The sequence below is a fragment of the Paenibacillus sp. YSY-4.3 genome (assembly GCF_054767475.1).
This window is the reverse complement of record NZ_BAABMC010000001.1, coordinates 99,495-122,783: the sequence shown is the minus strand read 5'-3', so window position 1 is coordinate 122,783 and position 23,289 is coordinate 99,495. Positions and strand designations below refer to the sequence as shown.

Sequence of the window (23,289 nt, the reverse complement as noted above, 5' to 3'; positions counted from 1 at the left end):
TTCCATCCTATAAATGCTCCGCCAAAAATTTCTGCCAGGCTACCCGCATATCCAGCGTCTCCATATGCCCGGCGCTGGAAACGAACGGCTGCCAATGATCGGCTTTGCCTGCGGCCTGATAGGCCTCATACAGCCCGTCCGCCAAATACTCAACACCCTCGATCGGGGTCATCCGGTCGTTGCGCCCGACCATGCTCATGCGGGCCCGCGGCACGATAAGCTTCTGAATATCCAAGGTCTTGAAATGCTTCAGCAGGCCCGGCACGTATGAATAGAACCCATGATGATCCAGGCCCCGCTTGGCAATTAGCGTCTCCGCATCAACTTGCCCGCAAATGTCGATCGCGACCTTGATCCGCTCATCAAGAGCCGCCAGCCACCATGACATCATCGCCCCCATCGACATCCCCATCGTCGCGATGCGGGAAGCATCGATATCCTCGCGGTGGCACATATAATCGACCATACGCATATTGTCATAAATCATCATGCCCCACATTACCCTGCCCCGCCACAGCATTTCCTTGACGAGCTCGCTCTCCTTCTTGCCGCCGCGCTCGTTGAAGCCCCACATATCGATGCAGCAGGCTGCATATCCCATTCCCGTAAGAACCTTTGCAAACGAAGGCTCCTGCAAATAATGGCTGCTCTTGATAAATTCCTTGCGGCCCCGCTCATAATCCCCGCCATGGGAATGGTTGACGACAACGAGCGGGAACGGCCCTTCTCCATGTAAAGGTTTAGCCACATAAGCGGGTACTTGTTCGATTCCGTTCAGGTCGAGCACCAAAGATTCCAGTAAGTAGCCGTCGTGCTCCTCCTGGGTTAATACCGTCGCCGTGATCGGCTTATTGACGGGCAGATCTCCCAGCAATCCTCTTAATCGCTCACGTGTCATAACACTTCACCTCATTCAATAATATTATCGTTGGAAGGTGCGACTGCAACTTGCTCGACCAGCTTCTCAGGCTTGCTGGTGTTTCTGGACTCACATTGCGTGATTTCCACATTCTCGCCGTTTTCGATATAGAAGGCCGTGCCTTCATGGTTCTCAATCGTAACCCGATTAAAGCGAATATCTCTTACGTTCCCTAGATAAAAACCGCGGCGCTGCATTTTATCGATGCCTGCCATCATCGCAGGATAGCCTGGAATCGCATCCTTGGCCATGGAAATATCTATATCGTTGAACGTGATTTCGGAAATATACTGCTCAGCAAGTCCGTACAAAAATCCGGCTGCAGCATGGACGTTGCGCGCCGTAATATTCGCGAAATGAATGCGGCGGAAGCATGGGGTTTCCTCGGTGATCGGGTACGGATTTTTATCCCATACGTATTTCTCTTTGCCGCGCGGGCCGCAGAAATAATACAGATTCAGTTTAATTGGACAGATCACATCTTCCATCACAATGTTGCTGATGCGAATGTCTTCAACGATTCCGCCGCGACCCCGTCTGGATTTAAGCCGAATGCCCCGATCCGTCTGCTTAAACGTACAGTTGCTGATCGTGACGTTGCGAATATTTCCGCTCATCTCGCTTCCAAGCACGATGGCGCCATGACCATGAACCATAGTGCAATTCGTAATCGTAATGTTCTCGCAAGGCACCCGTTCCGCCGTATCTTCGGTTCCGGCCTTAATCGCGATGCAGTCGTCGCCAACGTCTATATTGCAGTTGCTGATGCGCACGTTCGTGCACGACTCCGGGTTAATGCCGTCCGTATTCGGCGAATCCGCCGGATTATAGATCGAGACATTGTCCACGGTGACATCGTAGCAGCAAATCGGATTCACGGTCCAGCTTGGTGAATTCCTGATGTTCACATCTTTAATCGTCACCCGCCGGCAGTTGTAAAAACCGATCGTCGTTGGACGCGGAAATTCCAGCTCCTCCGGTCTGTTCCGATGCTTATCCCACCACGGCTGTCCGTTCCCTTCAATCGTCCCGCTCCCGGTAATCGATACGTTCTGTGAATCGAAGCTGTTAATGCAAGGAGCATGCACCTGCCGCTTTACGCCTTCCCATCTCGATTCCACGGCAGGAAAATCATCCGGATTGGTGCTAAATGATAGAACCGCCCCAGGGTTCAAGCGCAATTCTATGTTGCTCTTCAGGAAAATAGCTCCGGTCAGAAACGTGCCCGCCGGTACATAGACCGTTCCCCCTCCAGCCTCGCTGGCCGCGGAAATCGCCTTGGCAATCGCCTCTGTCGCGGGTATCCCGCTGTCCCGCTGTGCTCCGTAATCCACTATGTTATATACTTGCATCTGCTCTCGCTCCCATTCTTATGCTATCGTCTTAGAAACATAAGGACCTGATACCCTGCGCTTCCAGAGAATCAAGTCCTGCTGCAAATGAAAATAGTTGCCATTAACCGTTGATTAAGGACTGCATCTCAACACATGCCATAACCAAGGCGCCAACCCCGTGCAAATCGTTATTTACTTTGGGGCGGGTAACATAATTATCGTAATCCCCGGCGGAGGTACCGATGCAGATGTCCGGCAGAATCAATCTTCCGTGTTCATCCTGCTGGAGCACGCTAATCAAACCCTTATAACCTTTTTGGGCTGCAGCCAGAGCTTTCTCTCCGGAAATTCCCAGCTTAACGGCCTTCGCAATCGTATACACGAATAAACACGAACCCGAGGTCTCTAGCCAGTTTTCGGGCATATGTCCCTTATCGACGACCTGATACCATAAGCCGCTCTCTTCGTCCTGAAAGCGAATCAGCGCCTCTACGAATTCGCCTAAAACGGGGAGCAATTCTGCGCGGCCCGGATGGTCGGCCGGCAGCAGATCCATGAACTGAGCTAGAGCAAGACCGTACCATCCCAGCGACCGGCTCCAAAATTCAGGAGAACATCCCGTCTCCGGATCGGCCCAAGGCATGCGGCGGCTTTCGTCCCAAGCATGATACAGTAGGCCGGTTGCCTCGTCCTTCATATTTTTGCGCATTAATCTCTCTTGATGAAGCACCGTATCACGCAGGCCCGTCTCACCATAGGCGTTGGCATACTTCAAGGAGAATACGCCGGCCATGTAAAGTCCGTCCAGCCACATTTGATAAGGATATTTATCCTTGTGCCAGAAGCCGCCCTCCGAGGTCTGATTAATGGTCAGCAGCAGATTTCTCAACTTCTCCGCCGCGACCCGGTATTTCTCCTGTCCCGTTCTTTCGTGAAGATTGAACAGCAGCAGCCCTGCCTGCATGGCATCCAGCTCATCCCGCTGAAAGTACAAATTGCCGTGCTCATCCACAAGATCGTCTACATATTCCTGAATGTACTCGACGTAACGATCTTCCCGAACCGTTTCCCACAGCAGCTCCATGCCGCATAAGAATACACCTTGATGGTAATGCCAGCGGTGAGCCGGGGGAAGCTCCCCCGCCTTATAGGTGTCCATTAAGGAATCGCATGCTTTTTTTGCCCAATCCAGCGGCGTAGCTGATACATTTACAGTCATTTCTAAGCTCCCTCCATGTTAACAATATCCTTTTGCTCCAAGATGAATTGCAAGATAACATGAATTACCCTTTCATCGAGCCCAGCATTGCCCCTTTGGCAAAATGCTTCTGCAAGAACGGATACACCATTAGAATCGGCAGAGTCGCTACGACGATAACCGCCATTTTAATCGTCTGGTCTGGCGGCGGAACGACGCCGTCCAGTGTAGCGCTATGATCCAAACCGCTAGCCAGGACGACAATTTGTCTGAGCAGAACCTGAATCGGCCACTTCGCGCTGTCATCCAGGTACAGGATCGCCGTCAGATAGGTGTTCCAATAAGTAACCGCGTAGAACAACGAAATGGTCGCTATCGCCGGCATGGATAAAGGCAGTACGATTTTGAACAGAATGCCGAAATCATTACAGCCGTCGATTTTAGCTGATTCCTCAAGACCTTCCGGTATATTCTGGAAGAAGTTTTTGAGAATAATCATGTTAAAAGCGCTGATTGCCGACGGGATAATCAATGCAGCATACGTATCGATCATGCCCAGTTCTTTTACAACCAGGAACGTAGGAATCAGCCCGCCATGGAACAGCATCGTGAATACGACCATGAAGTTCACGACCTTGCGTCCGTCCAAATCCCGGCGCGATAGCCCGTAAGCCATCAAAGACGTCATAAACATACTGACCAATGTCCCCACCAGCGTCACTCCGATGGATACGCCCATCGCCTTGAAAATCGTACTCGTAGAGAAAATAAATTTATATGCCTCGAAGCTCCAAACTTTGGGGATAAGCACGAATTTACTGGCCGCCAATTCTGCGCTCGTGGTAAATGATCCTGCTACAACGTGCACAAAGGGAAGCACCGTGATCAATGCGATGATCGCTAATAAAGTAAAGTTTACAGCAGCAAACAACCTGCCGGTGAAAGATCTATCTTCTACCATTTCAATTCCTCCCGTAGCATATCAATAGACGCCTTCTTCTCCCATTTTCTTGGAGATTTTGTTTACAGTCATGACCAGAATGAGGCCGATGATGGATTTAAAGAAGCCGATCGCCGTACTGTAGCTAAACTGACCTTGTCTTAAACCTGCAGTATAAACATACGTATCGATAATCTCCGCAACTTCTCTGTTCATGGAATTGAGCAGCAAGTAGACGTGTTCGAATCCCAAGTCGAGAACGGAACCAATTTTCAAAATAAATAGTGTAATAATAACGCCCCTAATTGCCGGGATCGTGATGTGCCAAACTTGTCTTAGTCGTCCGGCACCGTCCATGCGAGCCGCTTCATACAGCCCTGGATCGATTGCCGCGATCGAAGCCAGGTAAATGATCGTACCCCAGCCTGCTTCTCTCCAGATCACCTGGATAATGTACATCGGTCTAAACCAGCTCGGATTTAGCAGAAAGTTGACTTTTTCAAATCCAAAAAAGACTAGCAAATCATTGATAATCCCTCCGTCCATCGTGACCATAACGAAAGAAATGGAGACGACGATAACCCAAGACATAAAATGGGGGATATACAGGAGCGATTGGAAAATTCTCTTGAAGAAATTCCCTCTGAGCTCATTCAGCATTAATGCAAGGATGATCGGTATCGGAAAATATATAAAGATATTCAGTCCGAATAGTACTATCGTATTTTTCAAAATGTTAAAGAAATCCGGTTCGCTGAACAGCCTGTTAAAATGCTTCATACCTACCCAGTTGCTTCCGAGGATGCCGTTGTAAGGCTTATAATCCTGGAATGAAATGATGAGTCCGTACATGGGCAAGTATTTGAATATAATAAAATACAGCAAGCCCGGCGCAATCATGACATAGAGCCATCGATTTCTCCATATTCGTCTTTTAACTTCATTTTTGTTCTTCGAAGCCTCGAGTACCGGTTGAGCTGTACTTGCCTGTGCGGTGACTTCCTGCATGATCTTCTTCCTTTCTGTTTCATATTGGTGCAAGGCTGCGCCGCTCTTAGGAATAGAAGAGGCTGTTGAGTGCATCAACAACCTTTTCTACTTCCTTCTTATAGCTAACTTGCCTTGGCCAAATCCTTATTTCTTGTATGCAGCGTTGTACTCTTCGATGATTTTATCTCCGCCCCGCTTCTTCCAGTTCTCAACTTCTTTCTCAAAACCGGCTTTATCGATTTGGCCGTACATATATTTGTAGGTTGCGTCCGTAATGATTTGCTGCAATTCGACGCCTTTCTCCGTATACGTAGCGGAATCAAGCGGTGCTGTAGGGTCAGGAACGCCTACCTTCACGTTCTCCAAGAGAAGCTCTTCTGCATGGATTCTGCCTGGCAGGGTGTTATAAGCTTCGTACATGCCGTTCGTCTCGGATTCGCCGATGAGGCTATCCTTGTAGCCTTTGACTTCTCTTTCGATCAATTCCTTGTCGTCGGTTGGCTTGGCTTTGCCGTCTTCAACTGTATAGTGAACTCCTTCGATTCCCCAGAACATCACGTTAGCAACTTCCGGTGTCATCATTTTGTCGAAGAAGGCAAGAATTTTCTTCAATTCAGCCTCGTCTTTGATTGCGCTTTTCGGGAAAAGTACTACGTTGTTATATCCAGGAATCATCCATTGAGCGAACTGACCGTCCGGTCCGGCCACCATACTGTGTGTATCCACGACAGCGTCCGGAACGTTCTTGATGAGATCCTTGTGCAAGGAATCGATATCCTGCATGGAACCGCCGATATAAAGGCCTGCTTTGCCGCTGGTGAACATTTTAACGGCATCCGTCTTACTCGTTGCTGCAAAGTCCTGGTTCATGTAACCGCCTTCACGAAGCTTTTTAAAGAAATCCATCGTGTCGATATATTCTGGGAACGTAAATTCAGGCTGCAATTGGCCATCCTTCTCTCCCCAGCCGTTCGGTGTCCCGAACCAGGAGGATACGGTTTTGAACGCGCCGTAGATCAATTCGTTCCGGTCAACGACCCCGATCGTATCCTTCACATTGTTGCCGTCCGGATCTTGCTCCGTAAACGCTTTCGCCATTTCGAACAATTCATCGACGTTGGCCGGTGCAGAGAGATTCAATTTATCTGCCCAGTCTTTACGATAGATGATGCCTTGACGGGCCAGCGGTCTGCCGATGTACAGGGAGTACAGCTTGCCTTCGACTTTCGTATTATTGAGAATTTCCGGCTTCAGCTTGCTGAGGTTAGGGAACTCACTGAGGTAAGGCCCGATCTCCCAGAACTGTCCGTCTTTAATCGCATCCTTCATTTGAATGAAAGTGGTTTGGTTTTTCAAATAAGTCACTTGCGGCAGGGAACCCGTTGCAAAGGAAGAATTCAGTTTTTCTTCATAAGTGTCTGCCGGGAAAAATTGATACGTTAATTTCGTGTTCGTCAATTTTTCTAATTCTTTTTTAATGGTGTCTGGCGGAGTCTCTGAAGTATTAAGTGGAAGCATGATCTTGATTTCCGTCGGTGCATCCGATTCGGCGCCTTTCGCCGTATCGCCCCCTGTTGCCGGTGCTGTGGGTGCTGCTTTGTCGTTGCCGCCGCAGGCTGTCAGCATTACACTTAGCGTTAGCAATACCGCTAACATGATGGAGAAGGATTTTTTCTTCATAACCATTTTGACCTCCATTTGACTTATTGTGTTTACATGTTCAACAGTACAGCCTAAGCGAGATTACGAATACAATCATTTACTCATAAACGCCGGTATATCAAGGAATCTGAACAAATGATTATCAGCGTCATAAGGCGGTAATCGCACAAAAAACCACTGCGTTAAAGACGCAGTGGCTGCTTGTTGGCCATAATTAATTATCGCGTAATCGTTCGCGCTCCAGGGCTTGGCTGTACTCCTGAATAATCAGGTTGCCGCCGTTTTGCCGCCATTTCAGCGTCTCTTGCTTGAACTCTTCCGCCGTTATTTTACCCAAAATATAATTGTAGGTCGCATCGGTGATGATCTGTGACAGCTCAGCATTCTTCTCATCATATGTGTCAGAGCTTAAACGAACCGTCGGATCCGTAACCAGGAAGGATTCATTGTCTTTGCTGAGGCGTTCCGCTATCGCGGTCAGTTCTTCCTTCTGCACTACCTCCAAAATGTTCTCGTTGCTAATATTGGCAATCATCAAAGAATAGAGCGGGTTGACCTCATCTACACGCAGCCTGGAGGTCTCCTCGGGGAGAATAACCTTCCCGTCCACGATTTCGTAATGGCGTCCCTCGACCCCATACATCATGAGGTTAGCTACATCTGTATCCATAGTCCGGTCGAAAAAGGCGAGCACCTGCTTCAACTCTTCTTCTGTGGCTATCGCTTTTTTGGAGAAAAGATATAGTCCGTTATAGTTAGGAATGGACCAAACCTTGTAGCCTTTCGGCCCTTTGATCCGGTTGATCAGCGCCAGCTTGACCTTAGGATTCACTGCATGCGCTTCAATGGACAGACGCTGAATGTCCGTCATGCTGCCGATGTAAACGCCTGCAAAACCTCGGATAAAGCTGTCTCGCTGCAGCTCTTTGCTGGTAAGGGCAAAGTCCTGGTTAATCAATCTCTCGCCATACAATTTCTTCATGAAATTCATCGTGTCCATGTATTCTTCCGTCTCAAACTCAGGAATGAACTCGCCGCCCACCAGCTCCCAATTGTTCGGAGTTCCGAAATAAGAGCTCAGCGTCTTAAATACCCCGTATACTAGATCATTCCGGTCGACTAGGCCGATCGTGTCCTGCTTCCCGTTCTGATCTGGGTCATTATACGTAAATTGCTTCAACACTTCGTACAGCTCATCTAACGAATGAGGCTCCTTCAGGTGAAGATTCTCCAGCCAATCCTTGCGGATAATAATCCCTTGCCTTGAGGACGGGCGCTCGGTGTACAATCCGTATATTTTGCCTTCTACGGCCGTTTGCTGCAGTATCGAAGGGCTCAGCCTTTTTAAGTTGGGAAATTCGTTGAGATAAGGCTCGATCTCCCAGAACTCCCCGGATTTTATGGCATTTTTGACCAGGCCATAATCAGTAAACTTTACGAATGTAACCTTTGCCAACGAGTTGGTCGTGAGCGCCGTATTCATTTTATCGGTGTATACCCCTTCAGGAACCCAGCGGATATCAAGATCCACCCCCGTCAATCCCTCCAGCTCGGCAATTACTTCTTTGGAGGGCTGCTGCGGAAAATGTAAAGGTGCTATAATCGATATATAGGGACGTTGATCCCGGGCTTCCTTTTGAACCGACCGAACATCGCTGCAACCAATCAATAAGGTGAAAAAGAGCATGATCGGCACATACAACATGCGTCGCGTTGTCCTTCTCGTTGACACTCTAGGCATTCCAGTTCCCCCCAAAAGTAATGTAAAATTTGTCTTCCCGCTCTCACCTGAAGAAATTTACAATACAACCTATTACTTGAAATCATTCAAATTTATAGCCATAATTAGAGGAAATGATTATTGCGTTATGAGATGATTATTGTTATTATTCATCAAAATGCAGGTTATACTGACTACTTCTACACGAGCAGAGGTGCAAGTTTTGTGAGACCACTAAGTTTCTTGAGTAAACTGACGCTTTTCGCCTTTGTCATCAGTACGCTTCCCGTGTTGTTCATCGGTTCATTTTCATATTTGACGTCTTCTAACGAGATTCAAAAAAATGTGAACAAAAGTAAAATGGAACTTATCCTGCAAATCAATTCAAATGTAGAGCATAAATTAGCAACAGTCAATCAAACTTTAAATCAAGTCGTTAACTCCAGCGTATTAAAAAGGGCACTTGACAATCCGTTAAATGAGAGCGATTTCATTTTGTATAACGATCTGAGAAACGAAATCCGCAACATGCAGTCCTTTGATACAAAGCTCGAGGACGTCGTTCTCATCAATCAGCGCAAAAACTGGATGATCAAAAATTCCGGGCTGTACCGTCTGGATCAATACAAAAATTATGAACAGCTTGCTAATTTGATTAACACTCCGGATAATACGTCTTGGGTCATGACCCCCTCCGCTTGGTTCTATAGCGAGGAAAGCCTGAATGTTGCGAACTGCGATTACAATATTAGCCTGATCAAAAGGCTTCCGACATCCAAGCTGCATAAATACGGGCTAGCGATGGCCAACATCCCTGTCTGCAGCTTGAAGGACTTCATCAACTCGGAAATCCAGCCTTTCGACAGCATTATGATTGTGGATGAACATAACCGTATTCTTCTTCATCCAGATAATTCAATGATTGGCAAACCTGTAAGTGAAAGCGGATTCAATGAAATCTCCACGATTTCCGATTCCCCTGCGCTTTCAGGGCAATTCAAAACGTTCATCGATAAAAAAGATTATTCGGTTACTTACCTGAAATCACAAATGAACGGCTGGGTCTACCTGTCGGTAACCTCCATTGAGAGCATGACCAAACAATCGGGTAAAATCGGTACGTTAACGCTGTATGTCTGTTTATTTATGCTGCTATTGTCCATCTCGATAGCCTGGCTCGGTTCCCGCCGCATGTATTCGCCGATCGAGAGATTGCTTAACCAGATGGGACAGCGCAAATCAGACATCAGATCCAAGCATGCCAACGAGTTTCAAGTGATTGGGGAGCATGTTCAGCATCTCTTCCAATCCAAATCGCAGCTGGAGAAGGAAGTCCGCCAGCATATTCAGCAGGTTCGTACCTTCTTCCTGATCAAAGCGTTTAATGGACATCTCAAGAAAAGAGAATTGATCGAGGAACTGGAGCAGTTTGGTTACCTGACTCAGGTTGAGGAATGGAAAACGATGGCTGTATTTACCTTGTCGATCGATTTCTGCGATGATTCCGCTTATGAGAAACAGGATCTGAATCTCCTGCTGTTCGCTGCCCATAACATGATTGAGGAACTGATGCCTTCCAGCCAGCGGCTTGCCCCGGTCATGATTGACCAAACGGTAGTAACTTTGATCGGCAGCACCGATGCGGACGAGAGTTCGTTCCACCAGACGCTGTATTCGCTTACGGAGAAGCTGCAGCAGGAAATCAACAACTATTTGAAGCTGCAGGTCAGCATCGGCCTAAGTTTGCCCTTCCATTCCGTGCATAAGATATCGACCGCATACCGGGAGAGCCTGGAAGCCTTAAAGCATCGGATCAAGCTCGGCAAAGGCGTCATCATTCAGTATGAGAACATTAACTCGGGCAAGCATTATTTGAACTTGAATTATCCGACTCATAAAGAAAATGACTTGATGGACGCGATCAAGCTGGCGGAAACCGATAAAGCGAAGGAACTTGTGCGCCTGTTGTTCAAATCGATCTTTACGCTGGAGCTTACGCCGCAGGAGTATCAAATTCCGCTGACTAGGCTCTTGAACAACTTGCTGATTATGATGCAGGAGTCGGGAATCAGCCTGAATCAAATTTATCATGCGAACGGCTCCTTATTCGAAGAGATGCTGGATCTGCATACCGTTGCGGAAATCGAGGACTGGTTCTGGACCGTAGTTATCCATCCGATGATCAAAATATTCAACAGCAGGCAAAATGCCCAATATCACAACATTTCTGAGAAGATCATCGATTTGGTTCAGCACTATTACGATACGGATCTTACGCTAGAAGAGTGCGCATCCAGGCTCCATTATAACGCCAACTATATTAGCAGCATTTTCCGCAAGGAGACGCAGTACAATTTCAGTGAATATCTGACGATGTACCGATTCAAAATGGCCAAGAAATGGCTTGAGGAAACAGATATGCCGATTAAGGATATCGCCGCCAAGCTAAGGTATAACAATTCTCAGAACTTCATCCGGTCGTTCCGGAAGCAGGAAGGCATGACGCCGGGGCAGTATCGCGATGGCCATGCCGCGTCCAAGAAGCAGAATTCAGGATTGGACGAAACGATGTAATCTGCACAAAATTTTCACGTGTGCATAACATAAAACGCTTGATTTATATGGCGTGCGGATATACAATGAAATCGTTAACAATTACTGAGATTCAAAAATAGTGAGGTTCTATGATTACAATTAAAGATATTGCCCGGGTAGCCGGTGTATCTCATACGACCGTCTCCCGGGCGCTAAACGGCAACCCTCTGATCAAGAAGGAGACCCGGGATCGCATTGAGAGGATCGCCGCTGAACTGAATTATGTGCCGAACTACAACGCTAAGAGCCTGGTGATGAAGAAATCCTATACAATCGGCCTCTTCTTCTCCAGTATCGACCAAGGAACCTCGGCCAGCTTTCTCGTGGAAGTCATCAAGGGAATCAACCATGTGCTGGACGAGAATTACAACCTGTCCGTGAACGGAATCGATAGCATCCACAATCTGGACAGCATCATCCCCCAGCGCTTTGACGGCATTCTCGTGATGAGCCAGAGCGATGCGGACAACGCCTTCATCTACCACGTAAAGAAGATGGGCATTCCCTTGGTCGTCCTGAATCGGCAGTTGGAGGATCCAAGCATCATGAACGTTATCGCGAATGACCGCGAAGGCGTCAAGGAAGCGATCGATCATGCGATTTCCCAAGGCCACCGCAAGCTGGCGATGATCGAAGGCAAGACAGGCTTCAAATCCTCCACCGAACGCAAGCAGGGTTTCCTGGACAGCATGATGGAGCAAGGCCTGCCGCTTGTTGCAGATTATTTCGTTAACGGCGATTACAGCATCGAGAGCGGCTACACGGCGATGTCCCGCTTGTTAACTTTGCCTGATCCGCCTACGCTCGTGTTTTGCGGCAATGATGACATGGCGATCGGCGCGATGAATGCTTGCTTTGCCGAAGGTATTCCCATCCCGTCTCAGTTGTCGCTCATCGGATTCGACGACATCGTCTTCGCCCGCTACACGAACCCTGCCCTAACAACGGTTCGGAGGCCGATTGCCGATATTAGCGAGCTAGGGACCAAGAAACTGATCGAACTAATGCAGCAGCCCGACAGCAAACCGGAGCAATTGTTCGTCAAGACGGCGTTAATGGTCCGGCAAACGGTAGCCACAATTTAAGCCTTATAAGTCTAAGGCGGCAAATCTTCACATATTTATTCTTAAAAAAAAGAGATTACTCTTTTTTTTAAATACAATTGTTAACGTGTGCATTATGACGTTAATCACAAAAAGGAGACAACGATCCATTATGACACAACAACAACTTTCCAGAACTACCTTTCCTGACTTGCCCGTGTATCCAGAAAAAATGATTCAATTCGGCGAAGGCAACTTCATGCGCGCCTTCGTGGATTGGCAGCTGCAGCAAATGAACAAGAAAGGATTGTTCCAAGGCAGCGCCGTACTCGTTCAGCCGATTGAGCAGGGCCTGGGCGAGATGCTGGCGAAGCAGGACTACCTGTACACTGTGCTGTTAAATGGCATTATGCAGCAGCAAACAGTAAACGACCATGAGATCATTACTAGCGTCAGCCGTGTCATCAACCCTTATTCCGATTACGAAGGTTATCTCGCATTGGCGGAAAACGATGAGCTTGAATTCATCACATCCAACACGACAGAGGCCGGGATCGCTTACCGTCCTGAAGACCGCCTTGCCGACGCTCCTCCAAAGAGTTTCCCTGGAAAATTGACGGCGCTGCTTCATAAACGTTTTCAGTTAGGCAAAAAAGGCTTTACTATCATCCCTTGTGAACTGATCGACCGCAACGGCGAGAAGCTGAAGGAAATCGTACTGCAATATGCGAACGATTGGCAGCTAGGCGATGCTTTCATTCAGTGGCTCGAGCAAGAAAACACCTTCTGCTGCAGCTTGGTTGACCGGATCGTGCCGGGCTATCCGCGCGATAAAGCAGAAGCTCTGGCGGAGGAACTGGGCTATCAGGATAATTTGATGGTTACGGCTGAGCCGTTCCTGTTCTGGGTTATTGAAGGACCTGCCTCCTTGTCCGAGCGCCTGCCACTGGCTAAAGCCGGATTAAACGTTGTCGTTACCGATGACATGACTCCTTACCGGGAGCGCAAGGTTCACCTGCTCAATGGACCGCATACGGCCATGGTTCCGCTGGCCCTGTTGGCCGGACTGGAGACCGTAGAGGACGTCATGAACGATGCTACGTACTCCCTCTTTGTAAAGAAGCTGATCGAGGACGAGTTGATCCCAATGCTCGATCTGCCGAAGGAAGAACTGCAATCCTATGCGGAAGCCGTGCAGGAGCGCTTTAAAAATCCGTTCATCCGTCATGAGCTGACTTCGATTTCATTAAACAGCATTTCCAAGTTCAAAACGAGATTATTGCCTGTGTTGCTTCGTTATCAACAGGAAAAAGGAGAGCTTCCAAAGCTCACTACCCTCTCCTTTGCCGCTTTGCTGTTCAGCTACCGCGGCGACAAGATCGAGCGCCAGGACGGCGCCGAGGTTATTGCTGTCTTTGACGAAGCTTGGAGCCATCCAGAATCGTTAGCAGCAACGATCCTCAAAGACGAGAGCTTATGGGGCGAAGATTTGACCAAGGTACCAAACCTTGTGCAAGCCATCGAAGGATATTTGCAGCAGTTGGAAGCATCCGGCAGCCGGGCTGCACTACAACAATTGATTTAGGAGAGATGATGAATATGCAACGACTAACGAAGATGAATCCCCGCGATACCGTAGCCGTCGCTTTAAGACCGATCAGCGCAGGGGAAGAGCTGAATTTCGACAATGAGGTACTCAAGGCGCTCGAGGATATTCCGCAAGGCCATAAAATCGCCTTAACCAGCTTCGAGCCTAACGATGTAGTAACCAAATACGGATACCCAATCGGGCATGCCACTTCCGCAATTCAGCGCGGCGGATGGGTGCATACGCATAATTTGGCGACGAACCTGGCGGGCGAAGAGGAATATGAGTATGTTCCAGATCTCCATCCGGTGACGCACCCGAAACGCGATTTGACCTTCCAGGGCTATCGCCGCAAGAACGGCAAAGTCGGCATCCGCAACGATCTGTTCATCGTTCCTACGGTAGGCTGCGTCAACGGGGTTGCCGAGCTGATGATTAAGGAGTTCAAGGCGATCCATCCGGATCTCGGTACCTTTGACAATATTACTGTATTGAAGCATCCTTACGGCTGCTCACAGCTCGGAGACGATCACCGTATGACGCGCAGCATTCTGGCGGATGCGGTCTATCATCCGAACGCCGGCGGCGTACTCGTCTTTGGCCTCGGCTGCGAGAACAACATCGTCGCTGAATTCCGCAGCATATTGGGCGATTATGACGAAGAGCGCGTCAAGTTCCTCGTTGCCCAAGAAGTCGGAAATGAAGTAGAAGCCGGCTTGCAGCTGCTGGAGGAGCTTTATGTTGCGGCGCAAAATGACCACCGTGAGCCTGTACCGCTTGCTGAGCTTAATGTCGGCCTTAAGTGTGGCGGTTCCGACGGCTTCTCAGGCATTACGGCGAATCCGCTGCTCGGCGCATTCTCGGACTTCTTGATCTCTCAGGGCGGAACATCCGTATTGACGGAAGTGCCCGAAATGTTCGGCGCAGAGAAAATGCTGATGGGCCGCGCAGAGAACAAGGAGGTCTTCGAGGATATCGTACACTTGATCAACGATTTCAAGCAGTACTTCCTGTCCCACGGGGAATCGGTCTACGAGAATCCTTCCCCGGGTAACAAAGCCGGCGGCATCAGCACACTGGAGGACAAATCACTTGGCTGTACGCAAAAGGCCGGAACTGCTGCGGTCGTCGATGTATTGCAGTACGGCGAGAAGCTGCGCAAGAAAGGGCTTAGCCTCCTGCAGGCACCGGGGAACGACCTTGTCGCCTCCTCTGCTCTCGCTGCCTCCGATTGCCAGCTCGTTCTGTTTACGACCGGCCGGGGAACGCCGTTCGGCAGCTTCGTGCCGACGATGAAAATCGCTACCAACAATGACATTTATAATAACAAGAAGCACTGGATGGACTTCAATGCCGGCCAGTTGCTTGATACGCCGATGGAACAAGTCCTCGAGGAATTCATCGATTACGTAATCGACGTAGCCAGCGGCCAGCCAACTCGCAACGAACAGAACGAAGTGCGCGAGCTGGCGATCTTCAAAACCGGCGTCACGCTGTAAATGGACTTATAGGATATCTCGAATAACCATAAAGGAGCCAAGCGGTATGTTTCTAAACGATAACTTCCTGTTAACGACAGATATGGCCGAGTCGCTGTTCCATGACTACGCTGACAATATGCCGATCATCGACTATCATTGCCATCTTGACCCGAAGGAAATCTACGAGAATAAGAACTTCAAGAATATTACCGAAGCGTGGCTCTACGGGGATCACTACAAATGGCGCCTGATGCGCGCCAACGGCGTGCCGGAATCCCACATTACCGGAGACGCATCGGACTACGATAAATTTCTCGCTTGGGCAAGAACCGTGCCGAAAACGATCGGCAACCCGCTGTTCAGCTGGACTCATCTGGAACTGCGCCGCTTCTTCGGCATCGATGAGCTGTTAAACGAACAATCCGCACCGCGAATTTGGGAGAAAGCGAACGAGAAGCTTGCCTCCCCGGATTTCCGGCGCCGCAGCCTCATCAAGGCTTCCAAGGTGAAGATCATTTGCACGACGGATGACCCGGTTGACTCCCTGGAGTATCATCAAGCCCTGAGCAAAGAGGAGCAAGACTTCCAGGTGTTCCCGACCTTCCGTCCGGATAAGGCGCTTAACATCGACGCACCGGGCTTCAAGGACTGGATCGGACGCCTAGAGCAGGCAGCCGGCACTTCAGTAGCTTCGTATCCCGACTTGGTCCACGCGCTTAAGAATCGCGTGCAGTTCTTCCATGAGCACGGCTGCCGCCTGTCGGACCATGCCCTTGACGTGCTTCGTTATCAAGCCGGGGATGCGGGCGCCGTAGAGCGTATTTTTACGAAAAGGCTAGCTGGGGACGATCTTTCCAAAGAAGAAATAACGATTTATCGCACAGAGCTTCTGTCCGCATTGATCGGCATGTACCATGAAATGAACTGGACGATGCAGCTTCACATCCATGCATACAGAAACAACAACACGCCGATGTTCAACAAGCTAGGTCCTGATACCGGCTATGACGGCATTAACGACCTGTCGCTCACCGAGTCGCTCTCGCAATTGCTGGATCGCGCAGAGAGCACGCAAGGTCTGCCGAAGACGATTCTGTACTCCTTGAATCCGAACGACTACCCGGCGATGCTGGCTTTGATGGGCTGCTATCAGAAAGATACGCCAGGCAAGCTGCAGCTAGGATCGGGCTGGTGGTATAATGATACTCGTAGCGGAATGCGCCATCAGCTCACAATGTTTGCCGATAACAGCGTATTGGCCAACTTCGTCGGGATGCTAACCGATTCGCGCAGCTTCCTGTCCTACACCCGCCACGAATATTTCCGCCGAGTCCTATGCGAGCTGATCGGCGAATGGGTGGAGCGCGGAGAAGCGCCAAATGACGTTGCGCTGCTCGGAAAGCTGGTTGAGGACATTTCCTATAACAACGCAGCTAACTATTTTGGCTTCAGTTCTGCCAAGTAAAGGAGACGGCGCTCATGCTTTTGGTTTGCGCAAGCAACGAGCAGTTAATTAAAGAGGAAGGGAAGTTTCCGCTGGAAACCTCCCTTCTCTTTCTCTATCCTGTAACAGAGTCTAGCGGGGACTCAGACACCACGGACACGGAGCACAGTATGGCTGAGGATAGCGGCGAAGCCCGTCCCTTCATCCTCGTATTGCCCGGTGGCGGTTATGAACATTTGGCTGGCCATGAAGGCGAGCCAATCGCCCGCTGGCTGAACAGCCTGGGCATTCATGCCGGTGTGCTGCATTATCAGGTGGGCGATTTCGAGTTTGCCAACCTGATCAAGGATGTAGAGGATGCCCTCAAATGGGTGCGGGAGGCGCCTAAAAATTGGAATGTTATCCCTGACCAAGTCGGGATAATCGGTTCCTCTGCGGGAGGTCATTTGGCTTCCATTGCTGCGACTACAGGATCGGTGAAGCCGAATCTGCTGCTGCTCTGCTATCCTGTAATCTCGCTCCATGAACCGTATACCCATGAAGGCAGCCGGCGGAAATTTCTGGGGGCAAGTCCTGAGAAGGAATTACTGGATGCCTGGTCATCCGATCAGCGTGTTACAAACGACACTCCTCCTACTTTCATCTGGATGACGGCTGATGACAGCGTCGTGCCCGTCGAGAACAGCTTGCTATTTGCGGGGGCCCTGTCCCGTCATAAGGTTCCTTTTGAACTGCATGTATTCGAGGAAGGACGCCACGGCCTCGGCCTCGCGGACGATCATGCCCACGTGCGGCAATGGCTCCCTCTTGCCGAGAATTGGTTGAGTCAACACCACTATGTAAAGAAGGGATTATGATGAGCCATACCTTGTTTATCGCCGGCGATTCCACCGCCGCTCTGAAAGGGGCTGCCGAGAAGCCGATGACCGGCTGGGGCGAATATTTGCAAGGGTTCTTCCAATCCTCCATTCGCGTGGATAACCGGGCCATTAACGGACGAAGCACGAAATCGTTCCTGAATGAAGGACGGCTTGCGGATATTGAAAGCGATTTCGGAACTGGCGACTACCTGTTCATCCAATTCGGACACAATGACGGTAAAATAGAAGACCCGAGCCGTTACGCCGACCCGCAGCAGGAATACCGCTTAAATTTGCAGCGTTTCATTAACTCCGCCCGCGAGCGGGGCGGTATACCTGTGCTGCTGACCTCCGTCAGCCGCCGCCGCTTCTTGGAAGATGGCACCCTTGACCCATTCGCAGTAGGCGAGTATCCCTCCGCGATGAAGGAAGTCGCATCAGAGACTGGCACGCCGCTGCTTGATATTTATGCGGCTTCGCAGCAGCTTTACCAATCATTAGGGGCAGAAGGTTCGAAGCAGTTGTTTATGCACCTGCCGGAGAAGGCCCATCCGAATTACCCATCCGGCATTATCGACGACACCCATTTCTCGGACGAAGGAGCACGGAAAATCGCCAGGCTCGTTGCACTAGCCATCCGGCAATCAGCTGAACTATCTGCTCTAAAGCAGCATTTAAAAGGAGAGATCACATGACGGTTCCCTTTCATCTCGGCGTTCGCGCCCATGATTTCGGAGAAATTCCATTGACGGATCTTATTCAGAAGCTGCAGCAATACGAGTTCTCGCATATTCAATTTGCGATTAAGAAATCTTTTCCGGAAAGCGCTCCCCGCCTTTCCGCTTTGAGTCCGGGGACAGCGACTTACTACGGCAACGCCTTCCGGCGGGCAGGCATTCAAATTGCCGTGCTGGGCTGCTATGTCAATATCGTAGCACCCGATCCGCAGACGGAAGCCCAAGCGCTGGCCGACTTCAAGACCAATATCCGCTTAGCCAGAGATTTTGGTGCCAGCCTTGTAGGCACGGAGACGGGCAGCGTCGGCAATGGCTATACGACCGACAACTTCACTGAGGAAGCCTTCCAGAGGGTCATCCCTGCGGTACGGGAAATGGTTGCCGAAGCTGAACGCTTTGGCGTCACGGTAGGCATCGAAGCGGGGATAAATCACCCCCTTCACACCGCCCCATTGGCCCGGCGCTTGCTGGATGCGATTCCTTCGAACAATTTGCAGATCATTCTCGACTGCGCAAACCTAATGTCGCCGGACAATTATATGCGGCAAGACGAAGTGGTTGCCGAAGCGCTGGAGCTGTTGGGTGATCGTATCGCAGTCCTCCATTTGAAGGATTTCGTCGTGAAGGACGGACGAATCGAAATAGTTCCCGTCGGCCAGGGCATGCTCAAATTCAAGCCGATTCTCCGCTATATGAAATACGAACGGCCTCATATCCAGGGCCTCATGGAGAGTACGACCGAACCGCATTTGGCGGGGAGCGTCGAGTTTCTAAGAAGGTTGTATGAAGAAGTGTAGTGTAAACAGAAGCCTTGAAGTGTCAGCACCACTTTTGAACATAAAACCATGGCGCGAGTAGTCGCGTTAAGCACGTCAAAACCCCCGGTTCAGCCCGCGTTAGCGGTAATCTGAACCGGGGGTTTTTGTAGGGTCTTGTGAGCCTAACTTAAAGCTCATGTGACGGCGGTGCATAATAGATCGTCATGCTTAGCCGGACTAGCGATTTTCCAGCATTAACATAAGTATGCGGCCTGTCTGCCCTAAACCTGATGGAATCACCCTGCTGCAATTTATATTCATCTTCATTAACGCGGAGGATAAGCTCGCCATCATAAACCATGATGTATTCCTCCGTTGCCTCTCTGTGGGCCTCCGACTGCAACGTCCCCTCGGGCTCAATTTCTACCTGGTAAAGTTCAAAGCGCCGATCCTCCTGGAAAGGAAAGCAGGGATACACTTTATACTTCCCGTTATCCTCCGTCAATGCTTGTAATTCATTTCGTATAACGACTTCCGTCTCCGGCTGGGACTGTTGGACGAGCGCAGTAAAAGAAACCTTCAGTCCATTAGCGATTTTCCAAATGGTCGTAAGGGTCGGGCTTGATTCGCCACGCTCGATTTGTCCGATCATCGTCTTGCTTACGCCGCTCAGCTGAGAAACCTTCTCCAAGCTTAACTTTTCCTTTTCTCGAATGGCCTTTAAATTTCGCGCAAGAATAAGATGGATTTCCTCCATATGCCTCCCCCTTATATACAATATAACGTCCGATATGTATAATATAGAGCACAACGGTCGTTATAGCGTCCGTTAAGTATATCTTAACATATAATCTTGCGAAGGAGATCTTTATGCCCGTCATTTCGTTTTTGCTTTTTGTATTCATATCCAGCTTCACCCCAGGCCCCAACAACATTATGGCTATGGCCATGGCTCATCGGGGACTAAAAAGAACCGTGAAATTCAGTATGGGCGTGGGCAGCGGATTTTTCATAATCACCTTGCTATGCTGCAGTTTCTTTAACCTCCTGCTTGCCAGCGTATTGCCCGTGATTGAACTTCCTTTAACCCTGCTTGGCGTAGGCTACATGCTGTTTTTGGCTTATAAAATATTGACCAGTAAAGATATGGGAGAATCAAGAGATAACAGAGAAAGCAATCTCTTCATCACCGGCGCCTTGCTGCAATTCGTCAATCCGAAAGGCATCTTATTCAGCATTACCTTAGTGGGGACCTTTATCGTACCCTATTACACCTCGTACTTAAGCTATTTTCTTCTCTCCGTATTGTTAGGTGTCACAGGTTTCCTGAGTACCTTCACCTGGAGTCTATTCGGCTCTATTTTGCAAAAGGTCATCATGCGCTACAGACGGCCGTTTAATCTGATCATGGCTGTTTTATTGGTTTACAGCGCTTTTGCGATACTTGTTAAGTAGTGGGTAGGGGAGATTTTGCGAAAAACAATAAACAGGTCGATTATGGTGATTTCCATAATTGACCTGCCTATTGTAACTCTAACTTAAATTGGTTATAGACACTTGTTACAATACCACATTGAATCATATAGCCTACTTAAATTTTTTTCTAGATCATTCAACGTATCTTCTATCCATACAATCATTGTGAATGGATTTGTAGAAAAGGAAATACAAACTGTAATATGATTTCTTCACTTTGATATATTTCATCAATAACTAATGCATTAAAATATACTTCATTTCTATCATCCAAATCCAACTCCTATATTGAAACTCAGGTTACGAATCACCTCTAATTTTTTAAGAGCTTTATTTCCACCATTATGAATAATTTCATACCTGAATAACCCGTATTACACATTTCGGCTTACTTTTTAGGGAAACTTACCCATAAATAATAAACTCCCCCTTTTTAGTGCTTAAGAACCATAAGTTGTTTTGAGATTTCATTAATGATTTCTTAAACAAATCTTAGACAATTTTTAATGGTAATCTTCCTGCACATTTGATATACCTATGGAGTAGCATATATACAGAAAATGGTGATAAGGGGTCGAATGGATTGAAGAGGAAGCTTGCGGATTACAAGCCGCTATTATGGATTTTGGCCATTCCGGTGCTTAATATTTTTTATGGGGTATTGAATCACGGCAATACGACGGTGAGAAGCCTGATGATCCCTTGGGATGACCACATCCCTTTCATATCTGCTTTTATTATTCCGTATATTCTGTGGTATCCTTTCATCATCAGTATGCTCTTCGCTTATTTCATTAAAAATAAAACAACGTACTATCGCACGCTGCTCACGCTTTGCCTGGGACTCGTCGCCAGTTATATCACTTTCTTTTTCTACCAGACGACTGTAGGCCGCCCGGAAATTACCGAAACGGGGTTGACCTACTGGCTGGTCAATTTCATTTACATGACGGACGGGCCGTACAACTGCTTTCCCAGCATTCATGTCCTGACCAGTTATTTAATGCTTAAAGGGCTGGCCGAATGCAATTGGTCCGCTTTGTCCAAGTGGACGATTATTATTGCGTCCTGGACGATTACGGCTTCCACGGTGTTCGTTAAACAACATGTACTCCTGGATATTGTTGGGGCCATCGTGCTGGTCGAAGTGTTGTATTTCGTGGTGCGAAGATGGGTTTTCGCGGTGAGCCCAAGCCCTTCCCCAGCCAATCCGATCGTACGGGAATCGGCCCGCGAAATTTCGAACAGCTAATAGGTATCGAAAAAAGATTAATGTCTATCGACGTATATACCAAGAAGACTCCAGGTACTTATACTTTCTAATATCTTCACAAAAAAACGCACCCCGTAATGGGGTGCGTTCTAATTTATGGGGCTGCCAACACTTCCTGCGGTATGTTGATTTCTTTAATTTCACCATAATTGGAGTATTTGCTCCGCCTTTCGGTTTCAATGGAAAACGTGTTACCTGACATCGTTACATCCATGTCCGTGGATAAACTGATTTCGACCGGGTAATAAGTGTCTTTGTGAACGGTGTACACTAAGTTTGCCTTTCTGATTTTTAAATCAGAGTAATTATCCATCAGCGGCTCTCCGTGAACATTGGTCTGGTTTCTGTAGCTTTCGGCGAACTTTAACAATTGGCTGTCGTTTAGCTTAGCTCGAATAACATAGTGCTCCCCTTCTTCACTGACTTCCATGGCGTCCTCCACGGATCGATACGGCTCGAGCTGCCGCCAGGGATAGCCTGCTTCCTCCATACTTGGCATCGCTTTGACTCTCATCTCTTCATTCATCTTCATCCAGTCTTTCCCTAACTTCATGTATATGGCATCTTTCGTTACGTACTGTTCCATATTCATGGACATGTCCTCGGTGTGCATTTTCGTCTGGGTGCTTGAATGGATCTGAAACGGCTCTTTAATGATATCGCTTCTCGTCAACGAATCGACAATTTGTTCCGTAGATGCCGTATTCGAAACTCTGTTAACAATAATCTGATACACATCCTCTTCGGTCGAGAAGCTATTGAGTTCCTTTCCAGCCTCGTTCATCCGTTGTATAAGCACTCCCACCTCCGGTAAGCTTGGATTCGAAGTGGTGGTATTCACATTCGAGTCTTTGTTGCTCTCGCTCCCCCCAACTGTTGTTGGATTAACCGCCTCTAGATTTGAGTCCGCTGTGCAGCCTGAAACGACCACCGCCGCGATGAGACCCGTCAATAAAATCGCCATCCATTTGTTCAAGGTAAATATCCTCCTACAGTAAAAGACATTTTTCCAGTTCTTAACGATCATTTCTATTTAAGGTAACCATACGCCCTATCGTTGTCAATAACAAGAAAGATCCTTCACCATCTCGCTAGCAAACCATTGCTGCTGCACATAAGTGGCAAACTATGATACTGAACCTACACGAGACGTGAGGACGTGGCGAAAGACCGTGGCGTAAGGCTGAAACGTGAGACCGAACGTGAGACGCAGGCACAAGACCGAGAGCGTGGCCGAGACGTGGCTTAGAACGTGAAACTAGCGCGACGCA

Annotated in this window: 19 protein-coding genes; 10 read left to right on the top strand and 9 right to left on the bottom strand. The window is 48.7% G+C overall.

Annotated elements, in window-relative coordinates:
• Positions 1-7 precede the first annotated feature (7 nt).
• From ACYUJT_RS00510 to ACYUJT_RS00480, 7 genes are all read right to left on the bottom strand, one after another.
• Positions 8-898 (bottom strand): dienelactone hydrolase family protein, encoded by an 891-nt coding sequence (locus ACYUJT_RS00510; protein WP_460317955.1) that lies wholly within the window; start codon positions 896-898, stop codon positions 8-10.
• A gap of 11 nt (positions 899-909) precedes the next feature.
• Positions 910-2,271 (bottom strand): glycoside hydrolase family 28 protein, encoded by a 1,362-nt coding sequence (locus ACYUJT_RS00505; protein WP_460317953.1) that lies wholly within the window; start codon positions 2,269-2,271, stop codon positions 910-912.
• A gap of 103 nt (positions 2,272-2,374) precedes the next feature.
• Entirely contained in the window at positions 2,375-3,472 is a 1,098-nt protein-coding gene (locus ACYUJT_RS00500) for a glycoside hydrolase family 88/105 protein (RefSeq protein WP_460317951.1), read from the bottom strand.
• A gap of 64 nt (positions 3,473-3,536) precedes the next feature.
• The gene (locus ACYUJT_RS00495) at positions 3,537-4,412 is read right to left on the bottom strand and encodes a carbohydrate ABC transporter permease (RefSeq protein WP_460317949.1); all 876 of its coding nucleotides are present in this window, start codon (positions 4,410-4,412) and stop codon (positions 3,537-3,539) included.
• A 21-nt stretch (positions 4,413-4,433) separates the two neighbouring features.
• Positions 4,434-5,399, bottom strand: a complete 966-nt coding sequence (locus tag ACYUJT_RS00490) for an ABC transporter permease (RefSeq protein ID WP_460317946.1) — start codon at positions 5,397-5,399, stop codon at positions 4,434-4,436.
• Positions 5,400-5,525: 126 nt separating this feature from the next.
• Entirely contained in the window at positions 5,526-7,061 is a 1,536-nt protein-coding gene (locus tag ACYUJT_RS00485) for an extracellular solute-binding protein (RefSeq protein WP_460317944.1), read from the bottom strand.
• 196 nt (positions 7,062-7,257) lie between these two features.
• Positions 7,258-8,784: an extracellular solute-binding protein gene (locus ACYUJT_RS00480; protein ID WP_460317943.1), complete on the bottom strand. Its 1,527-nt coding sequence runs from the start codon at positions 8,782-8,784 to the stop codon at positions 7,258-7,260.
• Positions 8,785-9,006: 222 nt separating this feature from the next.
• Between ACYUJT_RS00480 and ACYUJT_RS00475 the strand changes: the two genes are divergently transcribed.
• The 8 genes from ACYUJT_RS00475 to ACYUJT_RS00440 all read left to right on the top strand — a co-directional run bounded on the left by ACYUJT_RS00475 (position 9,007) and on the right by ACYUJT_RS00440 (position 19,308).
• Entirely contained in the window at positions 9,007-11,337 is a 2,331-nt protein-coding gene (locus tag ACYUJT_RS00475) for a helix-turn-helix domain-containing protein (RefSeq protein ID WP_460317942.1), read from the top strand.
• Positions 11,338-11,447: 110 nt separating this feature from the next.
• Positions 11,448-12,443: a LacI family DNA-binding transcriptional regulator gene (locus ACYUJT_RS00470; protein ID WP_460317941.1), complete on the top strand. Its 996-nt coding sequence runs from the start codon at positions 11,448-11,450 to the stop codon at positions 12,441-12,443.
• A 130-nt stretch (positions 12,444-12,573) separates the two neighbouring features.
• Positions 12,574-13,986 (top strand): tagaturonate reductase, encoded by a 1,413-nt coding sequence (locus ACYUJT_RS00465; protein ID WP_460317939.1) that lies wholly within the window; start codon positions 12,574-12,576, stop codon positions 13,984-13,986.
• Positions 13,987-14,000: 14 nt separating this feature from the next.
• The gene (locus ACYUJT_RS00460) at positions 14,001-15,488 is read left to right on the top strand and encodes a UxaA family hydrolase (protein WP_460317937.1); all 1,488 of its coding nucleotides are present in this window, start codon (positions 14,001-14,003) and stop codon (positions 15,486-15,488) included.
• A 46-nt stretch (positions 15,489-15,534) separates the two neighbouring features.
• Positions 15,535-16,935, top strand: coding sequence for a glucuronate isomerase (gene uxaC / locus ACYUJT_RS00455; RefSeq protein ID WP_460317935.1), 1,401 nt, complete (start codon positions 15,535-15,537; stop codon positions 16,933-16,935).
• Positions 16,936-16,949: 14 nt separating this feature from the next.
• Positions 16,950-17,771, top strand: a complete 822-nt coding sequence (locus tag ACYUJT_RS00450; RefSeq protein ID WP_460317934.1) for an alpha/beta hydrolase — start codon at positions 16,950-16,952, stop codon at positions 17,769-17,771.
• Entirely contained in the window at positions 17,771-18,469 is a 699-nt protein-coding gene (locus ACYUJT_RS00445; protein ID WP_460317933.1) for a rhamnogalacturonan acetylesterase, read from the top strand. The genes ACYUJT_RS00450 and ACYUJT_RS00445 overlap by 1 nt, the downstream gene beginning before the upstream one ends.
• Entirely contained in the window at positions 18,466-19,308 is an 843-nt protein-coding gene (locus ACYUJT_RS00440; RefSeq protein ID WP_460317932.1) for a sugar phosphate isomerase/epimerase family protein, read from the top strand. The genes ACYUJT_RS00445 and ACYUJT_RS00440 overlap by 4 nt, the downstream gene beginning before the upstream one ends.
• A gap of 148 nt (positions 19,309-19,456) precedes the next feature.
• Here the strand turns inward: ACYUJT_RS00440 and ACYUJT_RS00435 are convergent, their stop codons facing one another.
• The gene (locus ACYUJT_RS00435; RefSeq protein ID WP_460317931.1) at positions 19,457-20,026 is read right to left on the bottom strand and encodes a helix-turn-helix domain-containing protein; all 570 of its coding nucleotides are present in this window, start codon (positions 20,024-20,026) and stop codon (positions 19,457-19,459) included.
• Positions 20,027-20,139: 113 nt separating this feature from the next.
• Between ACYUJT_RS00435 and ACYUJT_RS00430 the strand changes: the two genes are divergently transcribed.
• The gene (locus ACYUJT_RS00430; RefSeq protein ID WP_460317930.1) at positions 20,140-20,724 is read left to right on the top strand and encodes a LysE family translocator; all 585 of its coding nucleotides are present in this window, start codon (positions 20,140-20,142) and stop codon (positions 20,722-20,724) included.
• A 604-nt stretch (positions 20,725-21,328) separates the two neighbouring features.
• Entirely contained in the window at positions 21,329-21,997 is a 669-nt protein-coding gene (locus ACYUJT_RS00425; protein ID WP_460317928.1) for a phosphatase PAP2 family protein, read from the top strand.
• 115 nt (positions 21,998-22,112) lie between these two features.
• Here ACYUJT_RS00425 and ACYUJT_RS00420 read toward each other — a convergent pair whose 3' ends face one another.
• The gene (locus tag ACYUJT_RS00420; RefSeq protein WP_460317927.1) at positions 22,113-22,994 is read right to left on the bottom strand and encodes a DUF6612 family protein; all 882 of its coding nucleotides are present in this window, start codon (positions 22,992-22,994) and stop codon (positions 22,113-22,115) included.
• Positions 22,995-23,289: the final 295 nt, after the last annotated feature.

Excerpts from the sequence above, each read along its gene's own strand:
- ACYUJT_RS00465 (WP_460317939.1), top strand. The coding sequence starts at position 12,574 with ATGACACAACAACAACTTTCCAGAACTACCTTTCCTGACTTGCCCGTG.
- ACYUJT_RS00435 (WP_460317931.1), bottom strand. The coding sequence starts at position 20,026 with ATGGAGGAAATCCATCTTATTCTTGCGCGAAATTTAAAGGCCATTCGA.
- ACYUJT_RS00460 (WP_460317937.1), top strand. The coding sequence starts at position 14,001 with ATGCAACGACTAACGAAGATGAATCCCCGCGATACCGTAGCCGTCGCT.
- uxaC (WP_460317935.1), top strand. The coding sequence starts at position 15,535 with ATGTTTCTAAACGATAACTTCCTGTTAACGACAGATATGGCCGAGTCG.
- ACYUJT_RS00510 (WP_460317955.1), bottom strand. The coding sequence starts at position 898 with ATGACACGTGAGCGATTAAGAGGATTGCTGGGAGATCTGCCCGTCAAT.
- ACYUJT_RS00505 (WP_460317953.1), bottom strand. The coding sequence starts at position 2,271 with ATGCAAGTATATAACATAGTGGATTACGGAGCACAGCGGGACAGCGGG.
- ACYUJT_RS00470 (WP_460317941.1), top strand. The coding sequence starts at position 11,448 with ATGATTACAATTAAAGATATTGCCCGGGTAGCCGGTGTATCTCATACG.
- ACYUJT_RS00490 (WP_460317946.1), bottom strand. The coding sequence starts at position 5,399 with ATGCAGGAAGTCACCGCACAGGCAAGTACAGCTCAACCGGTACTCGAG.
- ACYUJT_RS00450 (WP_460317934.1), top strand. The coding sequence starts at position 16,950 with ATGCTTTTGGTTTGCGCAAGCAACGAGCAGTTAATTAAAGAGGAAGGG.
- ACYUJT_RS00445 (WP_460317933.1), top strand. The coding sequence starts at position 17,771 with ATGAGCCATACCTTGTTTATCGCCGGCGATTCCACCGCCGCTCTGAAA.
- ACYUJT_RS00440 (WP_460317932.1), top strand. The coding sequence starts at position 18,466 with ATGACGGTTCCCTTTCATCTCGGCGTTCGCGCCCATGATTTCGGAGAA.
- ACYUJT_RS00480 (WP_460317943.1), bottom strand. The coding sequence starts at position 8,784 with ATGCCTAGAGTGTCAACGAGAAGGACAACGCGACGCATGTTGTATGTG.
- ACYUJT_RS00495 (WP_460317949.1), bottom strand. The coding sequence starts at position 4,412 with ATGGTAGAAGATAGATCTTTCACCGGCAGGTTGTTTGCTGCTGTAAAC.
- ACYUJT_RS00500 (WP_460317951.1), bottom strand. The coding sequence starts at position 3,472 with ATGACTGTAAATGTATCAGCTACGCCGCTGGATTGGGCAAAAAAAGCA.
- ACYUJT_RS00485 (WP_460317944.1), bottom strand. The coding sequence starts at position 7,061 with ATGAAGAAAAAATCCTTCTCCATCATGTTAGCGGTATTGCTAACGCTA.
- ACYUJT_RS00430 (WP_460317930.1), top strand. The coding sequence starts at position 20,140 with ATGCCCGTCATTTCGTTTTTGCTTTTTGTATTCATATCCAGCTTCACC.